17 protein-coding genes and 1 pseudogene are annotated in these 18110 nt (G+C 68.7%); 11 read left to right on the plus strand and 7 right to left on the minus strand.

Annotated elements, in window-relative coordinates:
• From AP428_RS17580 to AP428_RS17590, 3 genes are all read left to right on the plus strand, one after another.
• Window positions 1-2188: autotransporter domain-containing protein (locus tag AP428_RS17580; RefSeq protein WP_156349329.1), on the plus strand; the 2188-nt coding region annotated here is incomplete at its 5' end.
• A 155-nt stretch (window positions 2189-2343) separates the two neighbouring features.
• Entirely contained in the window at window positions 2344-4566 is a 2223-nt protein-coding gene (locus AP428_RS17585; RefSeq protein WP_011547229.1) for an amylo-alpha-1,6-glucosidase, read from the plus strand.
• 96 nt (window positions 4567-4662) lie between these two features.
• The gene (locus tag AP428_RS17590) at window positions 4663-4914 is read left to right on the plus strand and encodes a hypothetical protein (RefSeq protein WP_006480787.1); all 252 of its coding nucleotides are present in this window, start codon (window positions 4663-4665) and stop codon (window positions 4912-4914) included.
• 482 nt (window positions 4915-5396) lie between these two features.
• Here the strand turns inward: AP428_RS17590 and penR are convergent, their stop codons facing one another.
• Window positions 5397-6287: a beta-lactamase transcriptional regulator PenR gene (gene penR / locus AP428_RS17595; protein ID WP_011547230.1), complete on the minus strand. Its 891-nt coding sequence runs from the start codon at window positions 6285-6287 to the stop codon at window positions 5397-5399.
• A 136-nt stretch (window positions 6288-6423) separates the two neighbouring features.
• On the opposite strand from penR, the gene blaPEN-B reads away from it, so the two are divergent.
• On the plus strand, window positions 6424-7362 hold the full coding sequence (gene blaPEN-B, locus AP428_RS17600) for a PEN-B family class A beta-lactamase (RefSeq protein ID WP_011694797.1): 939 nt from the start codon (window positions 6424-6426) through the stop codon (window positions 7360-7362).
• A gap of 482 nt (window positions 7363-7844) precedes the next feature.
• On the opposite strand, the gene AP428_RS17605 is transcribed toward blaPEN-B, so the two are convergent.
• The 5 genes from AP428_RS17605 to AP428_RS17625 all read right to left on the minus strand — a co-directional run bounded on the left by AP428_RS17605 (window position 7845) and on the right by AP428_RS17625 (window position 11833).
• Window positions 7845-8045 (minus strand): membrane protein, encoded by a 201-nt coding sequence (locus AP428_RS17605; RefSeq protein WP_011547232.1) that lies wholly within the window; start codon window positions 8043-8045, stop codon window positions 7845-7847.
• Window positions 8046-8623: 578 nt separating this feature from the next.
• Window positions 8624-8992, minus strand: a complete 369-nt coding sequence (locus AP428_RS17610) for an antibiotic biosynthesis monooxygenase (RefSeq protein ID WP_011547233.1) — start codon at window positions 8990-8992, stop codon at window positions 8624-8626.
• Between the two features lie 35 nt (window positions 8993-9027).
• The gene (locus tag AP428_RS17615) at window positions 9028-9474 is read right to left on the minus strand and encodes a MarR family winged helix-turn-helix transcriptional regulator (protein WP_041489645.1); all 447 of its coding nucleotides are present in this window, start codon (window positions 9472-9474) and stop codon (window positions 9028-9030) included.
• A gap of 323 nt (window positions 9475-9797) precedes the next feature.
• Entirely contained in the window at window positions 9798-11165 is a 1368-nt protein-coding gene (locus AP428_RS17620; protein WP_011547235.1) for an ATP-binding protein, read from the minus strand.
• Window positions 11166-11170: 5 nt separating this feature from the next.
• On the minus strand, window positions 11171-11833 hold the full coding sequence (locus AP428_RS17625; RefSeq protein WP_011547236.1) for a response regulator: 663 nt from the start codon (window positions 11831-11833) through the stop codon (window positions 11171-11173).
• A gap of 234 nt (window positions 11834-12067) precedes the next feature.
• On the opposite strand from AP428_RS17625, the gene AP428_RS17630 reads away from it, so the two are divergent.
• From AP428_RS17630 to AP428_RS17650, 5 genes are all read left to right on the plus strand, one after another.
• Window positions 12068-12421: a YgiW/YdeI family stress tolerance OB fold protein gene (locus AP428_RS17630; protein WP_006480793.1), complete on the plus strand. Its 354-nt coding sequence runs from the start codon at window positions 12068-12070 to the stop codon at window positions 12419-12421.
• Window positions 12422-12476: 55 nt separating this feature from the next.
• Window positions 12477-13337: a MurR/RpiR family transcriptional regulator gene (locus tag AP428_RS17635; protein ID WP_011547103.1), complete on the plus strand. Its 861-nt coding sequence runs from the start codon at window positions 12477-12479 to the stop codon at window positions 13335-13337.
• 57 nt (window positions 13338-13394) lie between these two features.
• A complete protein-coding gene (locus AP428_RS17640; protein ID WP_011547237.1) occupies window positions 13395-13820 on the plus strand; it encodes an N-acetyltransferase in 426 nt (141 codons plus the stop codon).
• Window positions 13821-14003: 183 nt separating this feature from the next.
• Window positions 14004-15671 carry an ankyrin repeat domain-containing protein gene (locus AP428_RS17645; protein WP_011547238.1) on the plus strand — a complete coding sequence of 556 codons (1668 nt, stop codon included), beginning with the start codon at window positions 14004-14006 and terminating at the stop codon, window positions 15669-15671.
• 145 nt (window positions 15672-15816) lie between these two features.
• Window positions 15817-16677, plus strand: coding sequence for an oxaloacetate decarboxylase (locus AP428_RS17650; protein ID WP_011547239.1), 861 nt, complete (start codon window positions 15817-15819; stop codon window positions 16675-16677).
• Here AP428_RS17650 and AP428_RS36760 read toward each other — a convergent pair.
• Window positions 16625-16876, minus strand: a complete 252-nt coding sequence (locus AP428_RS36760) for a hypothetical protein (protein ID WP_127479546.1) — start codon at window positions 16874-16876, stop codon at window positions 16625-16627. The genes AP428_RS17650 and AP428_RS36760 overlap by 53 nt on opposite strands.
• 145 nt (window positions 16877-17021) lie before the next feature.
• Between AP428_RS36760 and AP428_RS17655 the strand changes: the two genes are divergently transcribed.
• Both AP428_RS17655 and AP428_RS17660 read left to right on the plus strand, forming a co-directional pair.
• Window positions 17022-17288, plus strand: coding sequence for a YodC family protein (locus tag AP428_RS17655; RefSeq protein ID WP_006480798.1), 267 nt, complete (start codon window positions 17022-17024; stop codon window positions 17286-17288).
• A gap of 101 nt (window positions 17289-17389) precedes the next feature.
• A pseudogene (locus AP428_RS17660) lies at window positions 17390-18110 on the plus strand (cytochrome P450); the annotation flags it as partial.

Below are 18110 nucleotides of genomic sequence, written 5' to 3' on the forward strand. Positions count from 1 at the left end.
AACGCTGACGGGCGCGAACACATACACGGGCGGCACGACGATCAACGGCGGCAGCACACTCGCACTCGGCGCGGGTGGCAGCCTCGCCTCGACGGGCGCCGTGAATCTCGCGGGCACCGGAGCAACGTTCGACGTGAGCGGCGCCACCGGCACGCAAACGGTCGGTGCGCTGTCGGGCGCGGCCGGCACGAACGTGAATCTCGGTGCGAATGCACTGGCGCTGAACGGCAGCGGCAGCAGTACGTTCGGCGGCACGATCGGTGGCGCGGGCGGGGTGACGGTGGCGAGCGGCACGCAGATGCTGACCGGCGACAACACGTACACCGGCGGCACCACGATCGCGGCCGGCGGCACGCTGCAACTCGGCAACGGCGGCACGTCGGGCAGCGTGGCCGGCAACGTCGTCGACAACGGTGCGCTGATCGTCAATCAATCGGGCAACGTGACGATCGCGAGCGTGCTGTCCGGCACCGGCTCCCTCACCCAGGCCGGCAGCGGACGACTGACCCTGACCGGCACGAGCACGCTGAGCGGCCCGACCACGGTCGGCGCGGGCACGCTGGCCGTCAACGGTTCGCTCGGCCAGTCGACCGTCACCGTGCAGAACGGCGCGACGCTGACGGGTACCGGCACGATCGGCGGTCTCGTGGTGCAGGGCGGCGCGACGGCGGCCGCCACGCAACCGGGCGCGGCGCTGAACGTGGGCGGCAACGTCACGTTCCAGCCGGGTTCGACGTTCCAGGTCGCCGCCACGCCGCAGCAAAGCGGCAGTCTCGCGGCGAGCGGCACGGCGACGCTGAACGGCGGCACCGTACAGGTGCTCGCGAACCAGAGCGGCTATCAGCCGAGCACGACGTACACGATCCTCAGCGCGTCGTCGGGCGTGCAGGGCGCGTTCACCCAGGTGAGCGCGAACTACGCGTTCCTCACGCCGACCCTCAGTTACGATCCGGGCCACGTGTATCTGCGGCTGGTTCAGAACGGCACGTCGCTGCCCGACGTCGCGACCACGCCGAACCAGCGCTCGGTCGCGACCGCGGTGGCCGCGCTCGGCGCCGGCAATCCGCTGTACGACACGGTGCTGACGACCGACGCGCCGACCGCACGCCGTGCGTACGGGCTGCTCGGCGGCGAACTGCAGGCGAGCCTGAAGAGCATGCTGCTGATCGACAGCCGCTATGTGCGCGACGCGGTGACCGATCGCGTCCGTCAGGGCCTCGCGCCCGGGTCGGGCCCGCTCGCGGCGCTGTCGTCGGGCGGCGCCGCGCTGTGCGGCGACAACACGGCCGGCGTGGTCGACCCGACGCTGCCGCCGGAACGCCGGATCGGTTCGCGCGACGGGTGCTACGGCGGCACGCCTTATCAGCCGGTCGTCTGGGGGCAGGCGTTCGGCGGCCGCAGCCGGCTCGCCGGCGACGGCAATGCGTCGTCGATCAACCGCAGCATGACGGGCTTCATCGCCGGCGCCGACATGGCGCTCAACGACAAGTGGCGCGCGGGTCTGGCCGCGGGCGTCACGCACAGCTCGCTCGACAACGACCAGAGTTCGTCGGCAGCGGTGAACAGCTACTACCTGTCGCTGTACGGCGGCGCGCAGTACGGCGCGCTCGGCGTGCGCGGCGGTGCGTCGTACACGTGGTATCGCATCAACAGCGACCGCTATCCGGGCTTCGCGGGCTTCTCGGATCACGATTCGGCCGGCTACAACGCGAATTCGGCGCAGGTGTTCGGCGAAGTCGGCTACGCGCTGCCGGTCGGGCCGGTCGCGATCGAGCCGTTCGCGGGCCTCGCGTATGTGAACCTGCATACCGACGGCTATACCGAAAGCGGCGGCGCGGCGGCGCTGCGTGCCGGCGGCGAGACGACCCACGTCGGCTTCTCGACGCTCGGCCTGCGCGCGGCGTCGCAGCTCGGCTCGATCGCGAGCGGCACGTTCACCGCGCGCGGGACGGTCGGCTGGCGGCATGCGTTCGGCAACGTGCGGCCGTCGTCGGCGTTCACGTTCGCGAACGGCGGCACGTCGTTCCAGGTGTCGGGCGTGCCGATTGCGCGCGACAGCGCGGTGCTCGAAGCCGGCATCGACGCGAACATCACGAAGCGCCTGACGCTCGGCCTCACGTACAGCGGCCAGTACGGCAGCGGCGTGCGCGACAACGCGATCCTCGGCAACATCCTGTGGAAATTCTGACCGGTAACTGAGGAGCCCGTGCGCGGCGCGCTGCGACGAAGCAACGTCGCAGCGCGCCGCGACCGTTTCGGCGCTGCGCACGTTCGCCGTTCTGGCCTATCCTGTGCGAAACACGCGACGCGCGCCGCGCGTTGCGCCTCGACACAGGAGCATCGATGCCGAATCACGCCGAAGCCACGACGACGCAGGCGCCGCAAGTCGCGCCGGTTCCCCCGACCCCCGCGTCGGGTCCCGCTTTCATCGCGCCCGAAGCCGATCCGCAGGTCCTCGCGCGCAACAACCAGTACGTGCTGAAATCCGGCGACGCGTTCGTGGTCAGCGACGCGCTCGGCGACATCGGCGGGCATGACGACGGCCTGTTCGTCGACGACATGCGCGTGCTGTCGAAATGGCGCCTGACGTTCGGCGGCCGCGCGCCGTCGCTGCTGTCGGGCGCAACGAGCGCCGACAACGCGTCGTTCACCGCGCACCTGACGAACCGCCCGCTGCCGCCGCTCGGCGGCCACGAGACGCCCGAGGGCGTGATCCACATCGAGCGGCTGCGCGTGCTCGCGGGCGACGTGCTGTACGAAGCGTTGACGCTGACGAACTACGGGGCGAGCGAAGCCGAGGTGCCGCTGTCGCTGTCGTTCGCGGCCGATTTCAAGGACATGTTCGAAGTGCGCGGCACGCAGCGGCCGAAGCGCGGCACGGTGGGCGCACCGCGCGTCGACGCGGGTGCGGTGCGGCTGCGCTACGACGGCCTCGACGGCGTGGAGCGCAACGTGACCGTGCATTTCTCGCCGGCGCCGGACGCGCTGTCGGTCGATCGTGCCGACTACACGCTGACGATCCCCGCGCAGGCGTGCGTGTCGATCTACCTGACCGTCGATGCGACGCTCGGGCCCGCGCAGGCCGAAGGGCCCGGTTGCGGCCGTGTCGCGTTGCGCACCGCGCTCGTCGGCGTGCATCGCGAGATGCGGACGCGGCGCGAGTCGATGGCGCGCGTGAACACCGGCAATCCGCTGTTCGACGCGTGGCTCGATCGTTCGCTCGCGGATCTCGGGCTGCTCACGACGCAGCTCGACACGGGGCCGTACCCGTATGCGGGCATTCCGTGGTTCTCGACGCCGTTCGGCCGCGACGCGATCATCACGTCGCTGCAGATGTTGTGGCTGCAGCCTTCGCTCGCGCGCGGCGTGCTGCGTTTTCTCGCCGAGCACCAGGCGCGCGAGACCTCCGCGTTCCGCGACGCGGAGCCCGGCAAGATCATGCACGAGTTCCGCCGCAGCGAGATGGCCGCGACCGGCGAGGTGCCGTTCGCGCTGTACTACGGCGGCGTCGATACGACACCGCTGTTCATCGTGCTCGCGGGCGCCTATGTCGAACGCACCGGCGACGATGCGCTGATCGACGAGCTGTGGCCCGCGCTCGAGCGTGCCGCGCAATGGGTGATCGACAAGTGCGACCGCAATCCGTACGGACTGCTCGATTACCAGCGCACGTCGGAGCGCGGCCTCGCGAACCAGGGCTGGAAGGACAGCCACGATTCGGTGTTTCATGCGGACGGCCGTTTTCCGGATGGCCCGATCGCGCTCGTCGAAGTGCAGGCCTATGCATGCGCGGCGCTCGACGCGATGTCGGCGTGCTCGCACCGGCGCGGCCATGCGGCCGACGCGACGCGTTACGCATTGCGCGTGAAGACGCTGCGCGACCAGGTCGACGCGCTGTTCTGGATGCCGGAAGGCGATTTCTACGGGATCGCGCTCGACGGTCATGGCGAGCTGTGCCGCGTGTTCGCGTCGAACGCGGGCCACCTGCTCGCATTCGGGCTGCCCGACGCCGAGCGCGGCGCGGCGGTCGCCGGCGTGCTCGGCTCCGCGCTGTTCCAGACGGGCTGGGGTATCCGCACGCTCGCGGCCGGCCAGCCGCGTTTCAACCCGATGGCGTACCACAACGGCTCGGTGTGGCCGCACGACAATGCGCTGATCGCGCGCGGGCTGGCGCGCTACGGCGACAAGACGGCCGCGGTGAATCTGCTGCGCGCGCTGTTCGAGGCGGCGGTGAGCTTCGAGATGCGCCTGCCGGAGCTGTTCTGCGGGTTCCCGCGCCGGCGCGGCGAACCGCCGACCGCGTATCCGGTGGCCTGCCTGCCGCAGGCGTGGGCGGCCGGCGCGCCGTTCATGATGCTGCAGGCGTGCCTCGGCGTGAGCATCGACGCGTCGCGCCACGAGGTGCGCGTCGAGCGCCCGGCGTTGCCGGAAGGCGTCGACTGGCTGCGGATCGACGCGCTGCGCGTCGGCGACGAAACCGTGTCGCTGACGTTTCGCCGCGTCGATGGCCAGGTCGTCGCGGCGGCGGAGCAGCCGGGCCGCGTGAAGGTGGTCGCGGTGCTGTAGCGGCCGGCTGCGCGAACGTTGCGCGATGTCGCGCCACGTTCGCGCGCAGCGGCATAGAATCGTGACATGACCCTTGAACGATGGCGGAGGTAGACGATGACGACCGACAACCGGCCCGACGACGGCGAGCACAAGCTCGAGCATCTGGAAGCGGCGGTCGACCACCTGCACAAGTCGATCGAATCGCAGAGCATCGCGGTCGGCGCGGCGAAGGGCATCCTGTTCAGCCTGATCGAAACGCTCGGTGCGCTGATCGGCGATCCCGACCTGCCCGAGCATGCGCGTTCGGGCTACGAAGCGCTGCGCGACAAGGCGAGCGAATTGCGCGGCGGGCTCGACCGCCATTGACGGACGGGCGGCGCACGCGCTGCCCGATTCGGCAGACGAAGCACAAAAGCCCGTGCGCTCAATCAGTTAGGTGCCCGATACGCAGGATATCCACAAGCTTGCCAACACAATCTGTGGAGAACCGCCCGGCCGTCGGCCGGGTGCGCCGTGCGTGCGCGGTGTGCGGTTCGACCATCGTTCGGGTGCCGCACCCTTGACCGGTCAAGGTCCGTGGATCGAATCCCCTTGTGTATCAAGATGTTACGCGTCTGATCTGACGGATATCCACAGGCTTGCCAACAAAATCTGTGGACAACTCGCAATCGATTGCGTCGCAATGGTTGAGGATCAGGCCGGAATGCCGCAGGCCGCGAAGCCCGTGCGCAAAGGCTGCCCGCGCCGTGCATCGGCGCGCGAATGCGTGCGCGATCAAGGGCTTAGGTGCCAGGTACCCAGGATATCCACATCCTTGCCAACACTTTCTGTGGACAAGCGCGGCCGCGCTATTCGGTGGGCGCGGCGCTCGCCGCTTCCGCCACGATCCAGTCGCGAAAGAGCGTCATCGCGGGCGTCAGCGGTTTCGACTTCAGCGACGTGAGCCAGTAGCCGCCGGCGCGCACGTCGATGTCGAGCGGTCGTGCGAGCAGGCCGAGCTGCAGTTCGCGCGCGAACATGCAGGCGGGGGCGAGCGCGATGCCCGCACCCTGCATCGCGGCCTCGACCATCAGCCGGGACGAATCGAACACGGGCCCGTTGACGGCCCACGGTTCGAGCTGCGCGGCGTCGAACCAGCCGAGCCATTCGTCGGTGCGATACGAGCGCAGCAACGTTTCGTTCGCGAGATCGGCCGGCTGCGCGAGGCGCCGTGCGATGTCCGGCGTGCACAGCGCGGTGAGCGGCGCATCGAGCAGCCGCTCGTTGCGCGTCGCCGGCCAGTTGCCAACGCCAAAGCGGATCGCGAAATCGAGGCCCTCGGCGGCGAGATCGACGACGTTGTTGTTGGTCCGCAGCCGCAGCTCGACGAACGGGTGCGTGTCGCCGAACTGCTTCAGCCGCGGCATTAGCCAGCCTAGGGCAAAGGTGCCGACGACGCCGAGCGTCAGCACCTCGTGGAAACGCCCGCCGTCGAACTGCTTGAGCACCGTCTCGATGCGGCTGAACGCGTCGCTCAGCACCGGCAGCAGTGCGCGCCCCTCGTCGGTCAGCCCGAGGCCGCGCGGCAGACGCGTAAACAGCGTGCAGCCGAGTCGCTCCTCGAGCGAGCGCACCTGCTGGCTGACGGCGGCCTGGGTCACGCTCAGTTCGAGGCCGGCGCGCGTGAAGTTCAGGTGGCGCGCCGACGATTCGAACGCGCGCAACGCATTGAGCGGAAGATGAGGGCGGAGCTTCGTCATAAGAATTTCTTTTGTCAGCGCTCAATTATCGTTGCTTGTCAGGCAACCGTAAAGTCTCGATAGTGCGGTCTCGGCGGCCGGCCGTTTTCAAACCCTCGACGCCGTTTCGCCGTCATTCCACCACGAGACAACCGACATGACCTACTCATCGAAACGTCGAACCCTGTTGCTGGCTGCCGCGACGGCGCCGCTCGTTCTCACCGTCACCGCGTGCGCGTCGCGGCAGGGCGCTGCACCGGACGAAGCCACGCGGGCAGCGGCGGCTGCCGCGGACGCCATTGCGCCTGCCGCGGCGGCGACGACGCTTGCCGATCTCGAGCGCGACGCGGGCGGCCGTCTCGGCGTATGCGCGATCGACACGGCCAGCGGTCGCATCATCGAGCATCGCGCGGGCGAGCGTTTCCCGTTCTGCAGTACGTTCAAGGCGATGCTGAGTGCGGCCGTGCTCGCGCAGAGCGTCGAGCGGCCGGGCTTGCTGCAACAGCGCGTGACTTATACCAAGGCCGACCTCGTCAACTATTCGCCGGTGTCGGAGAAGCACGTCGGCTCGGGCATGACGGTCGCCGCGCTGTGCGAGGCCGCGATCCAGTACAGCGACAATTCGGCCGCGAACCTGCTGATGAAGCTGATCGGCGGCCCGTCGGCGGTAACGGCCTACGCGCGCTCGATCGGCGACGACACGTTCCGGCTCGATCGATGGGAGACCGAACTGAACACCGCGCTGCCGGGCGACCCGCGCGACACGACGACGCCCGCCGCGATGGCCGCCAGCCTGCGCGTGCTGACGCTCGGCGACGCATTGCCGGCCGCGCAGCGTGCGCAGCTCGTCGCGTGGCTGCGCGGCAACAAGGTCGGCGACAAGCGGATTCGCGCGGGCGTGCCGGCCGGGTGGGTGGTGGGCGACAAGACCGGTACCGGCGACTACGGGACGACGAACGACGCGGGCGTCATCTGGCCGACGTCGCGCGCGCCGATCGTGCTGGCCGTGTACTACACGCAGACGCGAGCCGATGCGCGGGCGAAGGACGACGTGATCGCGTCGGTCGCGCGCATCGTCGCGCAGACGTTCGGTTGAGCGGCGCGGCACGGCGTGCGTGGCGAGCGCCGCGGGCGCGCCGTGCCGCGGTCGTGACCCGCGCGATCAAACGTTGTGCGATCAACGACTTAGATCGCGCATGCTCAGGATATCCACATGCTTGCCAACAAAAATTGTGGACAAGCCTGCGCGCAGCGGCGACCGGCGCGACGCGCGCCGTCGTGACGCGTTCGAAGCAGCGCGGACAAAGTCTTTCGGATCAAGCGCTTGACCGCGGTATGCGCAGGCTATCCACACGCTTGCCAACACAATCTGTGGACAAGCATGGCGGCTGGGGTGGCTGGCGGGGCGTCACGCGCCGAGAAGGTACGCAACCGACGATTGACCGCCCGCGTGCCGCTTTCGAGGCGGCGCGGACAAAGTCTTTCGGATCAAGTGCTTGATCGCGGTATGCGCAGGCTATCCACATGCTTGCCAACACAATCTGTGGACAAGTCCGCGCGCTGCCGCGATGGCAACGCTCAGGGCTGCCGATCGCCGACGGCGGGCCAGCGCGCGAACGCGAACACCCACAGCATGACGAAGTTCAGCACCGGGACGAACATCGTCAGGATCCACCAGCCCGAATGCCCGGTGCGCCGGACGATGCGGACGTACGGATAGACGACGATGGCGACGAGCACGAGCGAAATGAGCAATTGCCACGCGGTGAAGTGTTCCATGGTCTTCCTCGGATTGAAATGTCGTTATGCGGTGCCGGCGGAACGGCCGGCCCGTGGCGCCGACGCGCGTCCCCGGCGCTGCGCGGCCGCGTGCGGCTTGCGTAATCTTGATGGGTGACGGGCGGGGGCGTCAAGGCATCGGCGCCGCGCTGCGATCGCACTGAATCGTCCGTGTTCGCGCAGGCCGCTACCGCGCGCTGCCGAAACGGTGACACGCGGCACGAACCGTAGAGCGATCAATGGGTTAGCGCAGGCTTGCGCAGGATATCCACAAGCTTGCCAACACAATCTGTGGGTAAGTGGCGCAGCGCCGGCCCGGTATGCGTGCGGGGTTAGACGAGCATCGGACGTGCATCGGGACGACATCATCGTGGCGTCGTGATGCGAAGTGCGGCGAAGCGGTGTGCGCGATGGCCATGCCGCGCGCCGCGTCTGCATCACGCGTGCCAAAGTCCATCGGATCAAGGGTTTAGCGTCGCGGTGCGCAGGATATCCACAAGCTTGCCAACATTTTCTGTGGAGAAGTCCGCGTGCGCGATTCGGCCGACGCCACACGCTGCCACGCTTCGCACGCGGGCTCACGCCGTACAGATACCGGCCACGCCGACCTTCTGGAACAGGTGCGGGCTGGCGATGGCGGACGACGGATAGGCCGACAGCTTCGCGACGAACTCCGGGTGCGTGAAGGCCGCGCGAAACGCGTCCGTCGATTCCCAGATCGCGTAGTTCAGGTAGGTCGGGCTGTCGCCGAGCGCGCGGTGAAGCTGCGTCGAGATGAATCCCGGCTGCCGCTTCATGAATGCCGCATCGTCTTGCCATACGGCGAGAAAATCGGCTTCGTCGGCGGCTGCGAGCGTGAACACGTTGACGAGCACGACCGGGTCGGCGTCGATCGCAATCTGTTGCTGGATCGGAAAGGCCGGATCCATCGGCTTGAACTGGGGCATCGGGGCTCCTGGTGAGGTAGAGGGCAAGCGGGCGGCTACGCGTGGCCGTCCTGACCGTGCGCGCCGGACATCGCCGACAGCACGCGCAGCGCCGCGTCGAGGTCGGTCGAGCTGAAGTCGCCGGCGATGTCGCGGACATGCCGCTGCCACTGCTCGACCACGGCCTGATAGGCCGCTTCGCCGCGCGGCGTCAGCGCATACAACGGCGAGCGCTTGTGCGCCGGATTGGGCAACGACAGCACCAGCCCTTCGTCGGTCAGCACGTTGATCTGTTTCAGCACGGCCTGCCGCGTGATGCCCATCGCATTGGCGATCTGCGGGATGTTCGGCGCGTCCGGCGCCATCGAGATCGCGCCCAGCACCTGCCAGCGCGCGCTGGTCAAGCCGTGCGGCCCGGCGAAAGTGTTGCCCCATTCGATCAGCAGGCCGTTCAACCGGAATACGGACAGCGCGACGGCGGTCAACTTGTCGGATTTCGTCATGTCCGGCTCGATTCGTAAATTGACAACTACTTTACGTAATGGACAACTAGTTGTCAAGTTGACGGGCGAGAGTCGACAGACGAAGGGGCTTCGGTATTGCAGCGTGGAAGCGCACGCGAACATCCGTGAAACCTCGACCGATCTTCGGGTCGAGCGGATCGTTCACGAGAAGTGACGCATGCGTGCTTGCTTGCCCCAGGCCGGCGCATTTGCCGCGCACGCACGACAATCCCTTTCCGATCAAGGGCTTGGGGCCGTTAATGGAAGGTTGTCCACAAGCTTGCCAACATTATCTGTGGACAAGCCTTCGGGCCGCCCGCGCGTCAGGCCGGCGGCGGGAAGCGCACCGTGACGGTCAGCCCGCGCCCGCCGCGCGTGGTGCCGAGCGCGACGCTCGCGCGATGCTGTTCGGCGATCCGCTTGACGATCGACAACCCGAGTCCACTGCCCGACGACGTGGCGGCCTGCGCGCCTTCGCCGCGATAGAAGCGTTCCCACACGTCGGTGCGTTCGGCTTCCGGGATGCCCGGGCCGTCGTCGGCGACTTCGAGCACGGGCGTCGTGCCGTCGATGCGCGCCGACACGTCGACGCGTGCGCCTTCGCCCGCATAGCGGATCGCGTTGTCGACGAGGTTGTTCAGCAGCACGCGTAGCGTGTCAGCATTGCCGGCGGCGATCACGGGCGCGTCGACGATCGCGCCGAGATCGATCCGGTGCGCGTCGGCGACGCGCGCGCGGTCCGACACCACCGAGCGGCACAGCGCGGCGAGATCGACCGGCGCCGACGCGGCGACGGCCGCCTGCGCATCGGGTTCGAGGCGCGCGAGCGTCAGCAACTGTTCGGCGAGGTGGCCGAGGCGCGTCGTGCCCGCCTGGATCTGCGCGAGGATGTGCTCGCGTTCCTCGACCGTCGCCGCGCGCCGCAGCAATTGCGACTGGATCGACAGCCCCATGATCGGCGTGCGCAGCTCGTGCGCGGCATCGGCGATGAAGTGCCGCTGCAGCGTGAACGAGCGGTCGAGGCGCGCGAGCAGGTCGTTGATCGCTTCGGCGAGCGGGCGGACCTCGTTCGGCATCGAGGCGACGTCGACCGGCTCGAGGTTGTTCGCATTCCTGCGTTTCAGCCCGGACGCGATCGCCCGCAGCGGCCGAAGCCCCGCGCCGATACCGAACCACAGGCCGAGCGCGAGCAGCGGCAGCATCGAGAACACCGGCCACAGCAGGTGGACGGCGATGCCGGCGATCGCCTCCCAGCGCGCATGCCGCGCTTGCGCGAGCCGGATCGTCGTGCCGCCGCGCTCGGTCACATAGGTGCGCCATGGCTGGCCGCCGACGTCGACGCTCGCGATGCCCTGCTGCGCGGGCGCCGGCAGCTTCGAATCGCGGTCGGTCGAATACACGAGCGTGCCGTTGCGCCACACCTGCAGCAGCACCGCGTCGGGGTCGCTCGCTTCGAAGCCGTGCTTGCCTTTGGCGTGGTTGCTGAACGACAGCTCGCCGTTCGGGCCGACCACGATCTGTTTCGACATGCTGCGCATCTGGTCGTCGAGCAGGTCGTCGAGTTCGCGCAGCGCGCCCCAGTAGGTGCCGGCGCTCGCGACCAGGCCGATCACGCAGGCGGCCGGCAGCAGCCACGTCAGCAGGCGCCGTCGCAGCGACGCGTTGCGCCAGCGCGCGACCGCGCGTTGCATGCGCGTCACGTGCCGTCACCGATCCGGTAGCCGACGCCGCGCACCGTGCGGATCATGTCGTGGCCGAGTTTCTTGCGCAGGTTGTGGATATGCACCTGCACCGCGTTGCTCTCGATTTCCTCGCCCCAGCTGTACAGCCGTTCCTCGAACTGTTCGCGCGAAATCACCGCGCCCGGTTCGCGCATCAGCTCGTGCAGCAGCACGAATTCCTTCGGCGACAGCGGCACTTCGTCGTCGTCGAGCCAGACGAGGTGCTTGACGGGATCGAGCCGCAGCGGACCGATCGCGAGCGTCGTCTGCGCGCGGCCCGCATGGCGGCGGTTGACCGCGCGGATGCGGGCGAGCAGCTCATCGAGTTCGAACGGCTTGACGAGATAGTCGTCCGCGCCGCTGTCGAGGCCGGCGATGCGGTCGGGCACGCCGTCGCGTGCGGTGATGATGATCGCGGGCAGGTTTTCGTCGCGGCGGCGCAGCGCGGCGAGCACGGACAAACCGTCGCGGTTCGGCAGCCCGAGATCGAGCAGCAGCAGCCCGTAGCCGGTCGCGCGCAGCGCCAGCGACGCGGCGTCGCCGTCCTTCACCCAGTCGACCGCGAAGCCTTCCTGTTTGAGGCCCTGTTCGAGCCCGCTGCCGATCAGCGGATCGTCCTCGACGAGCAGTACGCGCATGAATTCGTGTCTCTCCAACGGGGGCGACGTGGCGCCCGGGATTCCCATGATAAGCGTACGCGTCTTAGGCCGAGCTTAAATGCGCGCGGTGCGCGGCGCGGTTTTCGTACTCGTCCAATGCGGCACCGTGTCACTTCGGCATGCCCTTCAGGTTTGCTTAATCTTACGGTCCGTAATCTGGCGCCGTCGCGTTCAACGGAGCGCGGCGCCACATCGAAGAAGAGGACCGAGATCATGAAACACCTGGCCAGAATCCTGGCGGTCGCGCTCGTCGCGCTGCCTGCCGCCGTCTACGCGCAATACACGGGGCCGTCCGCGCTGACCACGACCACCGTGAAGGAGCTGCTCGCCAACGGCAAGGATGACCAGCACGTGCAGTTGCAGGGGCGCATCGTCAAGCACGTCGGCGGCGAGGATTACGAGTTCGCCGACGCCACCGGCACGATCCGTGTCGAGATCGACCACAAGCTGTGGGCGGCGGGCCAGCCCGTCAGCGACAAGAACGAAGTGAAGCTGACCGGCGAATTCGAGCGCAAATGGTCGGGCCGCGTGAAGGTCGACGCCGATCACGTCGAAGTGCTGCGCTGACCGGTGGACGCGGGGCCGGTGATACCATGGACGACCGGTTCCCGTTCCCACCAAGATGGCCGCCAATTTCGACGAACTCGCGTCCCGGATCCGGACGCAATTTTCCGAGCTGAGCCCGCAATTCCAGGCGGGCGCCGCCTTCCTGCTCGATCATCCCGACGAAGTCGCCACGTCGTCGATGCGCAAGGTCGCGCAGCGCGCGCAGGTGCAGCCTGCGTCGCTCGTGCGGCTTGCGCAGCAATTCGGCTTTCCCGGCTGGAACGAGCTGCGCGACCTGTGCGTCGCGCGCGTGCGTACGCGGCCCGAGCCACTCACGCAGCGCGCGCGCTCGCTCGTGCGGCCCGACGCGAAGGCGTCGCTCGCGCACGATCTGCTGGCCGCGCAGCAGCACAACCTGTCGGCGACCGCCGCGCAGAACGAGCACGCGCTCGCGGATGCCGCGAAGCTGATCCGCAAGGCATCGCACGTGCATGTGGCGGGGTTCCGCTCGTGCTATCCGGTCGCGTTCGGTTTCGTCTACGGCTACCGGCTGTTTCGTCCGACCGTGTCGCTGCTCAACGGCGTCGCCGGTTCGCTCGAAATGGAGCTGCGCACGATCGCGAAGCAGAGCGTGACCGTGATCGTCAGCTTCGCGCCGTATTCGGCCGAGGCGACGCGTGTCGCGCAGGCGGCGAAAGCGCAGGGCAGCAAGATCGTCGCGATCACCGACAGTGCGGTATCGCCGATCGCGCTGCACGCGGACGCGCAACTGATCTTCACGCACGACAGCCCGTCGTTCTTTCCGTCGCTGGTGGCCGCGCATGCGATGGCCGAGACGCTGGTCGCGCAGTTGCTGGCGCTCGAAGGCAGCGACGCGATCGCGGCGCTCGAGCGGACCGAAGCGGAACTGCACGCGAAGGGCGCGTACGTCGTTTGACGTGCGCGGCACGTGCGGCTTGTTGGACCCACTTTCATTGACTACCCGACGTAACCGATGACGTTGACCTATGCAGTGACCGACGCGGCGGACGCGGAGGTACGCAAGCAGATCGTCGCGCCGCTCGTCCGCTTCAACGAACGCCAGGCCGGCCCGGCCGACTTCCGGCCGCTGGCCGTGATCGTGACCGACGCGGCCGGCGCGGTGGTCGGCGGCCTGTGGGGCGGCACGGCGTTCGGCTGGCTGCATGTCGACCTGCTCGTCGTGCCCGAGGCCGCGCGCGGCCAGGGCGCCGGCACGCGCATCATGGATCTGGCCGAACGAGAGGCCGTCGCGCGCGGCTGCCACAGCGCGTGGCTCGACACGTTCGACTTCCAGGCGCGGCCGTTCTACGAGAAGCGCGGCTATGTCCGCTTCGGCGAGCTGCCCGATTATCCGGTCGGGCACACCCGCATCTTCCTGACGAAGAAACTCGCCGGCTGAGCGGCGCCGCGCGGCACGGTTGACGATGCCGACGGCCGTCGCCTACGATACCGGGCAGCGATGCAGGTCGCTTCCGGGTCCGCGGAAAGGGTTCAACCCACCTGTCGCGGCAAATCCAGTCTTCCCCCATCCTTCGTGCTGGCGGTATTGCGGACCTTCGGCCATCCATGCACAAGGATTCGCATGAAAAAGCTGCCTCCCGACGCTCATCCCGATCATCTGAAAAAGCAGGCCAAGGCATTGTTGCGCCTGTACCGGCAGGGCGATGCCGGGGCCGTCGCGCGCTTCGTCGCATCGCTGCCGGCGGCCGTGCATCGCACGCATGACGAAACGCTCGCGCTCGGGCTCCGCCTGCACGACGCGCAGTCCTGCATCGCACGCGAGTACGGCTTTGCTTCATGGGCCGATCTCGGCGTGTTCGTCGAAACGCATGCGCTCACGCGGCAGTCGCGCTCGCTGTTGAGCCGGCGCTGGCTCGACCTCGCCTACGGCGCCGACGTGACCGGCGGCTTCGGCGCGGCCCGGCCGCGCGTCGCCGCGCAACTGCTGCGCGATCATCCCGATCTCGTGTCGGTTGACCCGGTCATCGCATGCGCGGCGGGCGATCTCGACGCGGTGAAGGCGGCGCTGGCCGCCGATCCCGGCTGGATCGCGCGTGCCGGCGGTGCGCTGAAGTTGCCGCCGCTCGTCGCCGTCACGCATTCGCGGCTCGGGCAGCTTCCCGAATTCGCGCCCAGGTTGCGTGCGTGCGCCCGTCATCTGCTCGATGCAGGCGCCGATCCGAACCAGCGGATCGGCAACCGGTATCCGCCGGCCTCGCTCGCCGAGCCCGACGCGTCGGCACCGTTGTCGGCGCTGTATGGCGCCGCCGGCGTCAATCGCGATCCGGCGCTCACCGCGATGCTGCTGGAAGCTGGCGCCGATCCGAACGACGGCGAATCGTTGTATCACTCGGTGGAGAATCCGGCGTGCACGCGTCTGCTGCTCGAGCACGGCGCACGGGTGGGCGGGACGAATGCGTTGCGGCGTGCCCTCGACGTGCCGGACGCGGCCGCGCTCGAACTGTTGCTCGCGCATGGCGGCGACCCCAACGAACCGGCCGGCGAAGGGCCGACGAAGACGTGGGGCGCGCCGTTGCTGCGCGCGATCGCCGTGCGTTGCCCGGCGCGCCATGTCGCCGCGCTGCTGGAAGCCGGCGCCGACCCCCGCGCGCGGACCGCGGCGGGCGTCAGCGCGTACCGGCTCGCGATGCAGGCCGGGTTGTCCGACGTCGCGGCGCTGTTGCGCGCTGCCGGAGCCGAGGAGACGCTCGACGCACAAGATGCGTTCGTGGCGGCCTGCGCGCGCGCCGATGCCGACGACGCACGGCGCATTCAGGCGAAGCATCCCGAGCTGCCCGGTGCGCTGTCCGACGACCGGCTGCGGCTACTGCCGGACGCCGCCGCGTGGGGCTCGCGGGAGGCGGTGAAGGTGATGGTCGAGCTGGGCTGGCCGATCGCCGCGCGAGGCGGCGACTGGGACGCGAGCGCGCTGAATCACGCGGTGTTCCGCGGCGATGCCGAACTTCTGGCGTTCCTGCTCGCGCGCGGCGCAAGCTGGCGTGAGCTGCACGGATTCGGCAGCGACGCGCTCGGTACGCTGTCCTGGGCGTCCGTCAACGAACCGGAGGGCGTCGGCGATCCCGACTGGGAAGCGTGCGCGCGCGTGCTGATTGCGCACGGCGTGCCGCAAGCGGTGCGCGATCCGTCGAATCCGGATCGCGTGCTGATCGACGGTCGCGCGATGCGGTTCTCCGAGGCCGTCTCCGACGTGTTGCTCGGCATCGACGGCGGGGCGTCCGCATCGACGTAAATTGACGCGAGCGGCCCGGCGCGGTGGCCTGCATTCGGCTTTGGCGCGCGTTCTTCCGGGTTGCGCGACGACACTTCGGTAAACGCTGAAACGTCGCGTGCACGACCGGCGTAAGCTCACCGTCAACACCTTCCCGGAGTTCACGATGACCCGTTCCGACCAGCAAGCCCGCCACGCCGAAGCTTTCCGTGCGCTGCACACGCGCCCCGGCGCGTTCATCATCCCGAACCCGTGGGACGCCGGCACCGCGCGACTGCTCGCGATGGCCGGCTTCGAGGCGCTCGCCACGACGAGCGCCGGCTACGCGTTTTCGAAAGGGCGGCCCGACAACGCGATCGACCGCGACGCGATGCTCGATCACATCGCCGATCTCGTCGCCGCGGGCGGCCTGCCGGTGAGCGCCGATCTCGAGAACGGTTTCGGCGACGCGCCCGACACGGTGGCCGAGACGATCCGGCTGGCGGCCGAGGCGGGCGCGGTCGGCGGCTCGATCGAGGATGCGACGGGCCGCGCCGATACGCCGATCTATGCGCGCGACGCGTCGGTCGAGCGCATCGCGGCGGCCGTCGACGCGGCGCGCGCGTTGCCGTTTCCGTTCACGCTGACCGCCCGCTGCGAAAACTACCTGCACGGCCGCCGCGATCTCGACGACACGATCGCGCGGCTCGTCGCCTATCGCGACGCCGGCGCCGACGTGCTGTACGCGCCCGGCATCACCGACGCCGACGAGATCGCGGCGGTGACGCGGGCGGTCGGCGCGCCGGTCAATGTCGTCATGGGCCTCCAGGGCGGGTTGCTGAGCCTCGACGAACTGGCGGCGCTCGGCGTGAAGCGCGTCAGCGTCGGCGGCGCGCTCGCGCGGGCCGCGCTCGGCGCGTTCCTGCGCGCGGCGACGGAGATGCGGCGCGACGGCACGTTCACCTTTAGCCGGGCAGCCGTGGCGGGAAGCGATATCAACCGCTGGTTTGCGGCGCCGGATAATTCGCCGATTTTGTCAGACGAATGATCTCTAATAAAATCAGAAATCGTTTCCACCGAAACATTGATTGACAATAATCAACCGATTTCGCGTCCGAATAATCGTCGATGACGACGCGAAAATCATCGTCCATTCTCCGGATTTCCGCCCGTTCTGCTGCCGCCGGCGCGTCAGCCGCGCCAGATCTGACGCCCGGCGGGCCGTCATGCGTGACGATATCGCGCATTGTTGCAGGTTCTCGTTCAGAGCGTTTCCGTGCGCGGGAGTTGCCGGATGATTTTTTGATTGATAATCTGCGGCACGTTCCAATGACCGGTGAGCGGGCTGCCGGGAATATCAATATATTCAATATATAAAAAGCTGAGAGAGCGATGACGATCCGAGAAAATCACCGCGTCAGGTTTCGCGTGGGCGATGTCGTGACGCTGAAAACGGGCGGGCCGCGCATGACCGTCACGTATGCCGGGCCGGTCGTGTTCGACGACGACGACTGGCTGATCTGCCAGTGGTTCGACGAAAGCGGCGAGTTCCGGCAGGAAATGTTCCATCACGACACGGTGGTGCCCGAGCCGCGCGCGATTTCGGCCGGGCGGGTCCGGCTGCGCATGCAGTCGCACCGCTATCGATCGGCGGCCTGACGTCGGCCGGCTGCGGCGATGCCGCGACGCGCGGCGGCCGCGCAGCGACATTTCATGCCATCCCGAAACATGCGGCGGCGCACTGCGCCGATACTGAGCGCATGAACCCGACCGATCCCATTGCCGCGGTCACGCACCGCGATCCCTATCCCTATTACGCCGCGCTCGTCGACGGGCCGCCGCTCGCGTTCGACGCCACGCTCGGCCTGTGGGTCGCGAGCCGCGCGGCGGCCGTGACGGCCGTGCTATGCCATCCGGCCTGCCGCGTGCGCCCGCTCGACGCGCCGGTGCCGCCCGCATTGCGCGGCACGACGGCCGGCGCGCTGTTCGGCGAACTGGTGCGCATGAACGATGGCGCGTCGCGACACGACGTGCCGAAGCAGGCGTTGCGCGCGGCGTTCGCGCCGATCGATACGGAGGCATTGCGCGATCGCGCGGAGGTGCTCGCCGCGCGGCGGTTGCCGGCGCCCGGCGATGCCGACGCGCTGAACGCGTGGTGCATGACCGTGCCCGTGTGCGCGGTGGCCGATCTGCTCGGTTTCGACGAAACGCAGCTCGACGACATCGCGGCGCGCGTCGTCGAGTTCGTCGCCGCGCTGTCGCCGCTGTCGGATGCCGCGGCGCTGGCGCGCGCGAGCGACGCTGCGCGGCATCTGCTCGACCGGATGACGGAACGTGTCGCGCAGTCGCGTGCGCACGACGGCACGTTGGTCGCCGCGGTGCAGCAGGCGGACCGCGCGTCGGGCTGGCACGCGAGCGGCGCGCTGGTTGCGAATCTGGTCGGGTTGTTGTCGCAGACGTGCGAGGCGACCGCCGCATGGC

The sequence above is a fragment of the Burkholderia sp. E168m22 genome (genome assembly GCF_001319805.1).
In the GTDB taxonomy this organism is placed as follows: domain Bacteria; phylum Pseudomonadota; class Gammaproteobacteria; order Burkholderiales; family Burkholderiaceae; genus Burkholderia; species Burkholderia orbicola.

Excerpts from the sequence above, each read along its gene's own strand:
- AP428_RS17585 (WP_011547229.1), top strand. The coding sequence starts at position 2,344 with ATGCCGAATCACGCCGAAGCCACGACGACGCAGGCGCCGCAAGTCGCG.
- AP428_RS17590 (WP_006480787.1), top strand. The coding sequence starts at position 4,663 with ATGACGACCGACAACCGGCCCGACGACGGCGAGCACAAGCTCGAGCAT.
- penR (WP_011547230.1), bottom strand. The coding sequence starts at position 6,287 with ATGACGAAGCTCCGCCCTCATCTTCCGCTCAATGCGTTGCGCGCGTTC.
- blaPEN-B (WP_011694797.1), top strand. The coding sequence starts at position 6,424 with ATGACCTACTCATCGAAACGTCGAACCCTGTTGCTGGCTGCCGCGACG.
- AP428_RS17605 (WP_011547232.1), bottom strand. The coding sequence starts at position 8,045 with ATGGAACACTTCACCGCGTGGCAATTGCTCATTTCGCTCGTGCTCGTC.
- AP428_RS17610 (WP_011547233.1), bottom strand. The coding sequence starts at position 8,992 with ATGCCCCAGTTCAAGCCGATGGATCCGGCCTTTCCGATCCAGCAACAG.
- AP428_RS17615 (WP_041489645.1), bottom strand. The coding sequence starts at position 9,474 with ATGACGAAATCCGACAAGTTGACCGCCGTCGCGCTGTCCGTATTCCGG.
- AP428_RS17620 (WP_011547235.1), bottom strand. The coding sequence starts at position 11,165 with ATGCAACGCGCGGTCGCGCGCTGGCGCAACGCGTCGCTGCGACGGCGC.
- AP428_RS17625 (WP_011547236.1), bottom strand. The coding sequence starts at position 11,833 with ATGCGCGTACTGCTCGTCGAGGACGATCCGCTGATCGGCAGCGGGCTC.
- AP428_RS17630 (WP_006480793.1), top strand. The coding sequence starts at position 12,068 with ATGAAACACCTGGCCAGAATCCTGGCGGTCGCGCTCGTCGCGCTGCCT.
- AP428_RS17635 (WP_011547103.1), top strand. The coding sequence starts at position 12,477 with ATGGCCGCCAATTTCGACGAACTCGCGTCCCGGATCCGGACGCAATTT.
- AP428_RS17640 (WP_011547237.1), top strand. The coding sequence starts at position 13,395 with ATGACGTTGACCTATGCAGTGACCGACGCGGCGGACGCGGAGGTACGC.
- AP428_RS17645 (WP_011547238.1), top strand. The coding sequence starts at position 14,004 with ATGAAAAAGCTGCCTCCCGACGCTCATCCCGATCATCTGAAAAAGCAG.
- AP428_RS17650 (WP_011547239.1), top strand. The coding sequence starts at position 15,817 with ATGACCCGTTCCGACCAGCAAGCCCGCCACGCCGAAGCTTTCCGTGCG.
- AP428_RS36760 (WP_127479546.1), bottom strand. The coding sequence starts at position 16,876 with ATGCGCGATATCGTCACGCATGACGGCCCGCCGGGCGTCAGATCTGGC.
- AP428_RS17655 (WP_006480798.1), top strand. The coding sequence starts at position 17,022 with ATGACGATCCGAGAAAATCACCGCGTCAGGTTTCGCGTGGGCGATGTC.